The organism is Actinomadura sp. BRA 177 (assembly GCF_013372625.1).
Taxonomy (GTDB): domain Bacteria; phylum Actinomycetota; class Actinomycetes; order Streptosporangiales; family Streptosporangiaceae; genus Spirillospora.
Map to the genome: position 1 here is coordinate 25,509 of NZ_JABXFD010000574.1, position 7,845 is coordinate 33,353.

Below are 7,845 nucleotides of genomic sequence, written 5' to 3' on the forward strand. Positions count from 1 at the left end.
TCCAGGGTGTGGGAGGAACCGACTGCGGGGTGTACCGGATCGGCCTCGGCGTCTACGCCATCGGACGGCTGGCCGGCGCCGAGGCCGACGCGCTGTCGGCGCACCTGAACGGCTGCCCGCCCTGCCGCGCCGAGCTCGCCGAGCTGCGGACGGTCGCCGAGCTGCTCGCCCACTCCGTGCGCGCCCCCGGCCCGGCACGCAAAGGCGCCGGCCGCGGACCGCGGACCGGCGCCTCCAGACTGGGCCTCAGCGGCGCCTGCGCTTACGGCGCCAGAGGACCAGGGCGGTCACGGTGACCGCGGCCCCGACGCCCGCGAGCACCACCCGCTTGTCGATCCCGCCGCCCTGACCGTCCTCGTCCTCGTCGGACGGCCGGACCAGCGCGCCGAAGGCCTTGGCGACCTGCCCGGCCTCCTCCTTCAGCCGCTCGACGCCCCGGTTCGCGACGTTCTTCGGGTTGACCCGGTCCGCGATCTCGTCGACATTGCGCGCCAGATCCTTGCGGGTGCGCTCGATATAGCGTTCCAGCTCCTCCGGGTCGCTGAACCTGTCGGCCATGCCGTGTCCTTATCCTGTCGGGCGAACTCGCGGTGGGGCGATGCCGCGGTGGGGCGCTACCACGAGCGAAGCATGATCCGAACAGTGTTGCAGGTCTTGCCCGTGGACGCCCGTCCAGCCCCGGCCGGTACGGTTGGTCCCACCATCCGAGCGAAAGGCGGGTCAGGGTGTCCGAGCGGCTCCAGCCGGGCGACGTCGCCCCCGATTTCGAGCTTCCCGACGCCGACGAGGCCGCGGTGTCGCTGGCCTCGCTGCGCGGCAGGCGCGTGATCCTCTACTTCTACCCGGCGGCCATGACGCCCGGCTGCACCAAGGAGTCCGTGGACTTCGAGGGCAGCCTGGCCGAGCTGGAGGCCGCCGGCGTCACCGTGGTCGGCATCTCCCCCGACAAGCCGGCGAAGCTGGCGAAGTTCCGGGAGAAGGAGGGGCTGACGTTCCCGCTCCTGTCCGACCCGGACGCCGAGGTCCTGAACGCGTACGGCGCGTACGGCGAGAAGAAGCTTTACGGCAAGGTCGTCGTCGGCGTCATCCGGTCCACATTCATCATCGACGCCGAGGGCAAGGTCGAGAAGGCGTACTACAACGTGAAGGCGACGGGGCACGTCGAGCGCCTCCGCCGCGACCTGGGCATCTAGACAACGCAGCGGCCCGCGCGTCACGCGCGGGCCGGGTGCGGGCGGGGGGATTCGAACCCCCACGGTGTCGCCACCAACAGGACCTAAACCTGCCGCGTATACCTGATTTCGCCACGCCCGCCGGCGCTTCCCTCAGAAAGCTTATCGGCTTGATCGGCGGGCTCGGCAACGGAATTCGCGGCCGCGCGGGGCGTGCGGTGCAGGGCCGCGAAGACGACGGCGGTGACAGCCAGCGCGATGGACGCCGTGAGGAACGCGGCCTGGACGCCGTCGGCGAACGCCCGCTGCGCCTGCTCGGCGATCTGCGGGCCGAGCCGCATCGCCCCCGCCAGGGACTCCTTCGCCCCCTCGGCGGCCGGGCCGGGCAGCCCGTCCAGGCTCAGGTTCGCGCGGTAGGCCGACTGCAGGATGCTGCCGAGGACGGCGATGCCGAGCGCGCCGCCGAGTTCGCGGGCCAGGTCGTTCATCGCCGAGCCCACGCCCTGCTTCTCCGGCGGCAGCGCGTCGGTGATGGACGCGGTCGCGGGCGTCATGGCGAGGCCCATGCCGGCGCCGAGCGGGATCAGCCCGGCGAGCAGCAGCCAGTAGGTGCTGTCCTCGTCCAGCAGGGAGAAGACCAGCATCGCGACGGCGACCAGCAGCAGACCGGCCGTGATGACGCGGCGCGGGCCCAGCTTGGCCGCCGCGCGGGGCGCGACGCCGCGGGCGAACGGCATCATCGTGAGCGCCATCGGCACCAGGCTCAGCGCCCCGATGAGCGCGCTGTCGTCCTTCACCAGTTGCAGGTACTGCAGGACGATGAACACGAAGCCGAAGAAGGCGAAGAACTGCAGCGTGAGGGAGATGGCGCCGGCGGAGAACGCGCGGTGCCGGAACAGCCGCGGGTCGAGCAGCGGGTTCGGCCGCTTCAGCTCCCAGACCACGAACCCGGCGAGGATGACGAGCGCGGCGGCGAGGCCGAGCAGGGTGCGGGCGCTGCCCCAGCCCTCGTTCGGCGCCTCGATGATCGAGTAGACGCCGGCGCCGAGCCCGGCGACGGTGATCGCGGCGCCGGTCACGTCCAGCCGCGGGGCGTCCGGGTCGGCGGACTCGGGGACGACCGCCAGCGTCGCGGCCAGCGCGACCACGGCGAGGACGACGTTCATCCAGAACACCGACCGCCACGACCACACCTCCAGCAGGCCGCCGGACACCAGCAGCCCGAAGATCGCGCTCGCGCCGGCGACGCCCGCCCAGGCGCCGACCGCGCGGGTGCGCTGCGCGGGCGGGAACGTCGAGGTGATCGTCGACAGCGTCGCCGGCATCACCAGCGCGGCGCCGACGCCGAGGACGCCGCGCATCGCGATCAGCCAGTGCGGGTCGCTGGACAGCGCGGCGGCGGCCGACCCCGCGCCGAAGATCACCAGCCCGGCGGCGAGCGCGCGGCGGCGCCCGTAGCGGTCGCCGATGGCGCCGCCGAGCAGCAGCAGAGCGGCGAAGGCGAGCGCGTACGCGTCGATGATCCAGGACAGCTCGGTGAGCCCGGCGCGGGTGTCGCGGGCGATGGACGGCACGGCGGTGTTGAGGGACGCCACGGCCGACACGACCGTGGCGAGGGACAGCATCACGGCCGGCAGCACCGCGCGGTGGACGGTGCCCTGGCCTTCCTTCGCAGTGGTGTTCATGCCTCGACCCTCGCGTCCGCCCGGTCTATATTTCAATCGTGATGAATAAATCCGGGACGGGCGGGCGCGGCCGGCGGCGCGGCAGCCCCGACACCCGCGAGTCGATCCTCGCGGTGGCGCGCCGCCGCTTCCTCGCCGACGGGTACGGGCCGGTCACGATGCGGTCCGTCGCCGCCGAGGCCGGCGTGGACGCCGCACTGATCAGCTACTTCTTCGGCTCGAAGAAGGGGCTGTTCGGTGCGGTGCTCGGCCTGGTCGCCAACCCGCCCGAGGTGCTCGCCGGCGCGCTCCCCGGCGACCCCGCCACGTTGCCCGAACGCGTCCTGCGGGCGCTGCTGACCGCGTGGGACGACCCGGAGGGCGGCGCGCGGCTCGTGCTGCTCGTGCGCGCGGCGGTGCAGGAGCCCGAGCTGGCCCGGCTGCTGCGCGACCTCCTCGAACGGGAGATCATCGGCCGCATCGCCGACCACGTCGGGGGTCCCGGGGCGAGCGCGCGGGCCGGGGCGTCCGGCACCCAGCTCGCCGGGCTGATCTTCGCCCGCTACATCCTCGGCTTGGAACCCGTCGCCTCGATGACGGCCGATGAATTAATCGCCCGCCTCGCCCCGGGCCTGCGCGCCGTCCTCTACCCGTCCCCGCGCCCCCGCGTCCGGTAAGGGACAGGACACCGCCGCGGTTCCGGACAGGACCCCAAATCGCATGTGGTGACATTTGAAAAAAGGGCCTCGGCAGGGCGGGGACGGGCGCCTAGGCTGGTCGGGTCCGTCCGGCACGCACAGTCGGTGACATCATGATCACACAAGCGGCGGGGTCGCCGTGAGCGACAGCTTCACGCATCGCGTCCTGCCCTTCGACGGGGTGGACGAGTTCCTCGGCGGCACCGTGCCGTTCCTGCGGAACGGCGTCGACGCGGGCGACCGCGTCCTCGCCGTGTGCGGGAGCGGGCGGGAGATGCTGCTCCGCGACGCTCTCGGGCCGGCCGCGGACGCCGTCCGGTTCACCGACGCCGCCACCTGGTACGGCCACCCGTCCCGCACGCTCGCCGACTGCCTGGGCGACGCCGACGAGAGCGCCCGGCAGGGCCGCCGGCTGCGCCTCCTCGGGGAGCCGTCGTGGGCGTCCCGGTCGCCGCTGGAGGTCGTCGAATGGCAGCGGGCCGAGGCGCTGCTGAACGTCGCGATCCGCGGCACCGGCGCGTCCGTCCTGTGCCCGTACGCGACCTCGCTGCCCGCCGCCATCGTCGCGGCCGGCCGCAAGACCCACCCGGAGACCGTGCGCGGCACCCGCGCCCTGCCCAACCCCGGCTTCGTCGACCCGTGGACGTTCTGCGCCCGCTGCGACGCCGAGCCGCTGCCCCCGCCGCCGTCCGGCGCCGACGCGCTGGAACTCGACGACCGGCCCGACCTGTTCTGGCTGCGCGCCTGGGTCACCGACTGCGCCCGGCAGACGCCGCTGCCCGAGGAGGGGCTGCAGCGGCTGCTGGTCGCGGTCACCGAGGTCGTCACCAACGCGCTCCGGCACGGCGCGCCGCCCATCGTCCTGCGGATGTGGACGGACGCGGAGACGGCCGGCCCGGCGCTCGCCTGCGAGGTCACCGACGCGGGCCGGTGGCCGCCCGGCACCGGGTACGGGCTGCTCCCGCCGCACCCGGCGGGCGCCTCGTCCGGCGGGCGGTTCGGGCTGTGGGCGGTGCGGCTGCTGTGCTCCACAGTGCAGATCCGGACGGGTGGGAAGGGCACCGCCGTCCGGCTGCGGCTCACCCTTCCCGACCCGGACCGGGCCGGATAGACAGAGCGTGAGGAACTCCATGCGTTGGGCTTCCAAATCCCTTTTGGCGGCGTACGCTGAACAGATCCGCCCCGAACCCGATGGGCAGGCCATGGAGACACCCTGGTTCGCCAAGCGCCCCGTCAGCGCAGTCCGGCCTGGAGATCACGGCTGGCTGGCCTACACCGGTCCAGAGGAGCGCGACCGGGTCATCGGGCCCTTCGTCCGGGAGGGCCTGCTGACCGGCGAGAAGGTCGTGTACGTGACCGACGTCCCCGCCGAGCGGCTGCCCGGCCTCGGCCCCGGGATCGACCTGGACGAGTTCATCCGGAGCCGCCAGCTGCGGGTCGTCCCGCGGCGGGACGCCTGCCTCGACCGCGGCGGCGCCTTCGCCCCGGCCAAGATGCTCGACACCATCGGCGAGGAGGTCGGCACGGCGTTCGACCAGGGCTTCCGCGCCGCCCGCATCACCACCGACTACAGCTGGCTGCTGCACGGGTCCGGCGCGTCCGACATCGGCCGGATGCTCGGCTGCGAGAACCGGGTCGGCGACACCGTCTCGCCGAGCACGATGGCGATGGCGGTCTGCCAGATCGACCGGCGCGCGTGCCCGCCCGACCAGCTCGCCGCCCTTCGCGACACACACGAGGTGCTCGTGGAAGTGAACCCCGAATACGACGACGGGATCCTGAAGATAGTGCCCATGTTCGAGCCGGCCGGGCTGCGGATCGAGGGGGAACTGGACGCCGCCCGGCACACGGTGTTCGCCGAGAAGCTCGCGCAGGTGGTCGCGCAGCGCGGCAGCGTCCACCTCGACGTGTCCCGGCTCGGCTTCATCGACCTCGGCGGGCTGAACCTGCTGGCGCGGCACGCCACCCGGCTGCCCGCCGACGGGTCGCTCGTCCTCGACAACCTCCGGCCGAACGTGGAGAGCCTCATCTCCACGGTCGGCTGGCACCGGCTGCCGGGCCTCGCCCGCGGCGCCGGACGGGGGCTCCCGGAGACGGAGGACTTCGCCTGATGACGCTGGAGCACAGAGCGTTCATGTACGACGGCACCGACGACTACCTGTCGGTCACGGTGCCGTACCTGAGATCGGGGCTCGACCGCGGTGAGGCCGTCGTCGCGGTGGCGCGCGAACCGGGCCTGAGCGCGCTGCGCGACGTCCTCGGCGAGAAGGAGATCGTCTTCGTCGACTCCGCGGGCTTCTACCAGCATCCCGTCCACACCCTGCGGGACTACCAGACCATCGTGAAGGAGAACGCCCCGCGCCGCGTGTGCGCGCTGGCCGAACCGGTCTGGGACGGCTGGGACGAGCGGCAGACCCTGGAGTGGATCCGGTACGAGTCCCTCATCAACGTGGTGTTCGGGAAGGTCGACGCGCGCGCACTGTGCCCGTACGACACCCGGACGCTGCCGTCCCACATCCTCGCGGAGGCGCGCCGCACCCACCCGCTGCTGCTGGCCCCCGGCCACGACGGCGCGAACGGCGAGTACATCGACCCGGAGGCGTTCGAGTCCGGCTGCGACCGCGGTCTGCGCGGCGAACGCCCGCACGACGCCGAGTACCTCCCGATCAACGGCGCCGACCTGCACCACCTGCGGTCGTTCGTCGCCGAGCGGGCGCACCGGCACGGCCTCGCCGGCCAGGCCGCGCAGAACATCGTCACGGCCGTCAACGAGGTCGCGGCGAACGCGCTGCAGCACGGCACCCCGCCGATCGGCCTCTGGACGTGGCGGGACGGCGCCGACCTGGTCTGCGAGGTCGGCGACCACGGTTTCTGGCGGCCCGGCCCGCTGACCGGCTTCATCCCGCCCGACTCGGCGCTGCAGAGCGGCTTCGGGCTGTGGACCGTCCGGCTCCTGGTCGACCTGATGGAACTGCGCGCCGGCTGGGACGGCACCTTCGTGCGCGTCCGCAAACGCCGCTAGCCGAGCGGCTGGCTCTGGGGGTCGGGCGTCGGGCTCGCGGTGGGCGTGGTGGTCGGGGTCGGTGCTTCCGAAGAGGTGACCTGGCCGGGCGTGACGGCGCTCGGGACCGGCGTGGGCGGGGCGGACGGCGACACGGGCGCAGTTGGCGGCGCCATGGGCCGGGGCGGCTGCGGGTCACGCGCCCCCGGCCAGAACAGCACGGCAACCGCGACCAGAACGGCGGCGGTAACGACAGCGGCCAGCGCGGGAAACGCCCAGCCACGCAGAACACTCGCCCGACCGGGCGCGACGGCATGCCCCGCCTCCTGAAACCGACGAACGGCAGTGGCATCCGCGTGAATCTCGTCGGCAGCGGCACGATAGTGATCACGCAGCAGGCCGTCCAGGTCCTCGTTCATGCGCGCCCCTCCCCGCTGAAGCGACCGCGCAGCAGGGCATCCAGGTCCTCGTTCATGCGCGCCCCTCCCCGGTGTAGCGGGCGCGCGGTAGGGCGTTCAGGTCGTCGGTCATGGGCGGCCCTCCCTTATGTGCTCCCGCAGCGCGGCCATGGCCCGTGCGGTGTGGCTCTTCACCGTCCCCCGGGAGATGCCGAGCGTCTCGGCGATCTCGTGTTCGCTCAGGTCGCACCAGTAGCGCAGCACGACCACCGCGCGCTGCTTCGCCGGCAGGGCGCGCAGCACCTCGTCGAGGTCGCCCCCGGCGGCCCCCGGCGCCGGGGGCGGGCCCGCGAGCCGCTGCACGTCCGCGACGGACCCGACCGGGGTGTCGCGGCGCCGGGCCCGCCGCTTCTTCTCGTCGATGGCGAGGTTGACCAGGACGCGGCGCGTGTACGCCTCCGGTTCACCGTCCGCTAGCCGCCCCCACCGCCGCGCGACCCGCTCGTAGGCGATCTGGAGCAGGTCCTCGGCGAGGTGCCGGTCGTAGACGAGGAACACGGCGGTGCGCAGCAGCCGGCCCGCGGTGGCGGCCACGAACTCGTCGAACGTGGCCTCCGCCCCGCGGATCTCCTGGGCGCTCAACGTGGACAGACCGCACCTACCCGCCGTGCGACGGCGTCGCCGGCGCGGGCGCCCCGGGCGGCACGTACCCGGGCGGCGCCGGCGACGGAGTGGCCGTCGAGGACGGCACCGGGGACGGGGTCGCGGTCGGCGGCGCCGCCCGGGTACTGGCTCTTATACCCATCTGACGCTGCCGACGAAGAGGGACGTGCAAATCTCGGGGGGCGGCCTATCCTTAACAAAACAAAACAAGACAATCATCCACAAGCAACTGATAATCCCACTCAGCAA

Annotated in this window: 10 protein-coding genes and 1 tRNA gene; 6 read left to right on the forward strand and 5 right to left on the reverse strand. The window is 73.1% G+C overall.

What is annotated here, in order from left to right; genetic code table 11:
• Positions 1-8: 8 nt before the first annotated feature.
• A complete protein-coding gene (locus tag HUX53_RS32810) occupies positions 9-296 on the forward strand; it encodes an anti-sigma factor (protein ID WP_176407092.1) in 288 nt (95 codons plus the stop codon).
• Here the strand turns inward: HUX53_RS32810 and HUX53_RS32815 are convergent.
• Positions 247-558 carry a DUF3618 domain-containing protein gene (locus HUX53_RS32815; RefSeq protein ID WP_176407093.1) on the reverse strand — a complete coding sequence of 104 codons (312 nt, stop codon included), beginning with the start codon at positions 556-558 and terminating at the stop codon, positions 247-249. The genes HUX53_RS32810 and HUX53_RS32815 overlap by 50 nt on opposite strands.
• Positions 559-725: 167 nt before the next feature.
• On the opposite strand from HUX53_RS32815, the gene bcp reads away from it, so the two are divergent.
• Positions 726-1,193: a thioredoxin-dependent thiol peroxidase gene (bcp, locus tag HUX53_RS32820; protein WP_176407094.1), complete on the forward strand. Its 468-nt coding sequence runs from the start codon at positions 726-728 to the stop codon at positions 1,191-1,193.
• A gap of 36 nt (positions 1,194-1,229) precedes the next feature.
• Here the strand turns inward: bcp and HUX53_RS32825 are convergent.
• Both HUX53_RS32825 and HUX53_RS32830 read right to left on the reverse strand, forming a co-directional pair.
• Positions 1,230-1,314 (reverse strand) — tRNA-Leu (locus HUX53_RS32825).
• Positions 1,277-2,857 (reverse strand): MFS transporter, encoded by a 1,581-nt coding sequence (locus tag HUX53_RS32830; protein ID WP_176407095.1) that lies wholly within the window; start codon positions 2,855-2,857, stop codon positions 1,277-1,279. Before HUX53_RS32830 ends, HUX53_RS32825 begins: the two co-directional genes overlap by 38 nt.
• A 41-nt stretch (positions 2,858-2,898) precedes the next feature.
• On the opposite strand from HUX53_RS32830, the gene HUX53_RS32835 reads away from it, so the two are divergent.
• From HUX53_RS32835 to HUX53_RS32850, 4 genes are all read left to right on the forward strand, one after another.
• Positions 2,899-3,513 (forward strand): TetR family transcriptional regulator, encoded by a 615-nt coding sequence (locus HUX53_RS32835; RefSeq protein ID WP_176407103.1) that lies wholly within the window; start codon positions 2,899-2,901, stop codon positions 3,511-3,513.
• Between the two features lie 160 nt (positions 3,514-3,673).
• Positions 3,674-4,645: a sensor histidine kinase gene (locus HUX53_RS32840; protein WP_176407096.1), complete on the forward strand. Its 972-nt coding sequence runs from the start codon at positions 3,674-3,676 to the stop codon at positions 4,643-4,645.
• A gap of 91 nt (positions 4,646-4,736) precedes the next feature.
• Complete coding sequence (locus HUX53_RS32845; RefSeq protein WP_176407097.1) at positions 4,737-5,645, forward strand: MEDS domain-containing protein; 909 nt, start codon at positions 4,737-4,739, stop codon at positions 5,643-5,645.
• Positions 5,645-6,556, forward strand: coding sequence for a sensor histidine kinase (locus HUX53_RS32850; RefSeq protein ID WP_176407098.1), 912 nt, complete (start codon positions 5,645-5,647; stop codon positions 6,554-6,556). The genes HUX53_RS32845 and HUX53_RS32850 overlap by 1 nt, the downstream gene beginning before the upstream one ends.
• Here the strand turns inward: HUX53_RS32850 and HUX53_RS32855 are convergent.
• Both HUX53_RS32855 and HUX53_RS32860 read right to left on the reverse strand, forming a co-directional pair.
• A complete protein-coding gene (locus HUX53_RS32855; protein WP_176407099.1) occupies positions 6,553-6,954 on the reverse strand; it encodes a hypothetical protein in 402 nt (133 codons plus the stop codon). The two genes, HUX53_RS32850 and HUX53_RS32855, sit on opposite strands and share 4 nt — an antisense overlap.
• 108 nt (positions 6,955-7,062) lie before the next feature.
• Positions 7,063-7,575, reverse strand: a complete 513-nt coding sequence (locus tag HUX53_RS32860; RefSeq protein ID WP_217920195.1) for a SigE family RNA polymerase sigma factor — start codon at positions 7,573-7,575, stop codon at positions 7,063-7,065.
• Positions 7,576-7,845 lie beyond the last annotated feature (270 nt).

Bases quoted from the DNA above. Each gene is read 5' to 3' on its own strand.
- HUX53_RS32815 (WP_176407093.1), bottom strand. From the start codon at position 558: ATGGCCGACAGGTTCAGCGACCCGGAGGAGCTGGAACGCTATATCGAG.
- HUX53_RS32830 (WP_176407095.1), bottom strand. From the start codon at position 2,857: ATGAACACCACTGCGAAGGAAGGCCAGGGCACCGTCCACCGCGCGGTG.
- HUX53_RS32835 (WP_176407103.1), top strand. From the start codon at position 2,899: ATGAATAAATCCGGGACGGGCGGGCGCGGCCGGCGGCGCGGCAGCCCC.
- HUX53_RS32845 (WP_176407097.1), top strand. From the start codon at position 4,737: ATGGAGACACCCTGGTTCGCCAAGCGCCCCGTCAGCGCAGTCCGGCCT.
- HUX53_RS32850 (WP_176407098.1), top strand. From the start codon at position 5,645: ATGACGCTGGAGCACAGAGCGTTCATGTACGACGGCACCGACGACTAC.
- HUX53_RS32855 (WP_176407099.1), bottom strand. From the start codon at position 6,954: ATGAACGAGGACCTGGACGGCCTGCTGCGTGATCACTATCGTGCCGCT.